Consider the following 1,566-nt stretch of genomic DNA (forward strand, 5'->3'; position numbering starts at 1 on the left):
GTGGTTTCAAAAAGTATTGCTAGAAGGATTATTGTTTCATGCTGACGAAATTTTTGTGGGAAACTTAAAAAACTTAATCATGAGGAGAAGATAACTTGAACATAGAAACGGTCTTTGAGTATGAAATCAATCAAAAATTGAGGCTGGCTATTCAAAGATTATTAGTAGAGTGTTTTGAAAAAAGTTACCCTCGCGAAAGAATTTATTTTAAACAACTCCCTCATTTTAGATTATGGGGTTATTTATTGAAACTAGAAACTCATCGATAGCTGATCGGATAAAACTAGACCTCTGGAAGCATAAATTTTTGAATCTTTCAAAGCTCGTGCTACAATGATTGAAACCTAAATTAAAAGAGGTGTTAGTATGAAAATTGAAGTTTGGTCTGATTTTGTATGTCCGTTTTGTTATATCGGGAAGCGAAGGTTAGAAAAGGCTCTAGACCAATTTTCATATAAAAATGAAGTTGATGTTGAGTTTAAAAGTTTTGAATTAGATCCAAATACTCCAGTCTATTCTGGAGTAAGCATTCACGAAGCAATTGCATCGAAGTATGGGATTAGTACTGAAGAAGCTAAACAAAATAGTATACAAATAGGCCATCAGGCAGCTAGTATAGGTTTAACTTTTAATTTTGAAGAAATGAAACCGACGAACACTTTTGATGCCCATCGTTTGGCCAAGTTTGCAAAGAATCATGAAAAAGAAAAGGATGTCATAGAAAATTTGCTGTTTTCATATTTTACTGAATCCAAAAACTTGAGTGATGCGGAAACACTTGCGGATATTGCGGAAGCTTCAGGTTTAGATAGAAAAGAAGCTTTAAGTGTGCTAAATAATAAAAGTGCTTATGCAAATGATGTTCGAATTGATGAAGGGATTGCCCAACAATATAGGATTACCGGAGTACCATACTTTATTATTAATCAAAAATATGCTATTTCAGGTGCGCAACCACTTGAAACGTTTGTTGGTGCACTTCAAAAGGTGTGGGAAGAAGAGAATCCTAAGCCTAAATTCCAAGAGCTTTCATCAGATGGTACAAATGATGCTCTTTGCACAGATGGTAGCTGTTCGGTACCATCAAAAGAACAATAGCTTTTTCCATCTATTATGTAGTATATGATGTAATTGAGGAATAAGCTGCGTAATACTGTATACAGAAATAGTAATAATTGCTTAATTTTAACCCACAGAAACTTATGAAACTTCTGTGGGTTTTGTTCGTTTTAAGGAAGGAATTTCCCTGATAACTAAATCATTAGGAACGTTCTAAATTGAGACGTGTTCAAGGTTTGTAAAGATAAATACAATTGTTAGCTTGTTATATAGTATGGAGTATTAAAGAGAGATTATTGGTCTCGGTAAAAGAAATAGAGTAAGAAGGGGAGGCTATGACTTTCTGTTCATTACTACTATTTGAGATAGGGGTATTGTCTAGGGGGGAGAGAAGTTTCAATAGTGCATCTCGCATATTATAGTAATGTAAAAGAATGAATCACATTTTTTGAAAAATTTTTTTTGAAAACCATTGACTATTATTATATAAAAGTGTAATATTATACG

2 protein-coding genes are annotated in these 1,566 nt (G+C 33.1%); both read left to right on the forward strand.

From position 1 onward, the window contains the following. Positions 1-95: 95 nt before the first annotated feature. Entirely contained in the window at positions 96-269 is a 174-nt protein-coding gene (locus LOK41_RS28075) for a hypothetical protein (RefSeq protein ID WP_241819364.1), read from the forward strand. Between the two features lie 97 nt (positions 270-366). Beyond that, the gene (locus LOK41_RS28080) at positions 367-1,098 is read left to right on the forward strand and encodes a DsbA family oxidoreductase (protein WP_241819365.1); all 732 of its coding nucleotides are present in this window, start codon (positions 367-369) and stop codon (positions 1,096-1,098) included. Positions 1,099-1,566 lie beyond the last annotated feature (468 nt).

Origin of the sequence: Bacillus sp. TL12 (assembly GCF_022625245.1) — a bacterium.
Taxonomy (GTDB): domain Bacteria; phylum Bacillota; class Bacilli; order Bacillales; family Bacillaceae_G; genus Bacillus_A.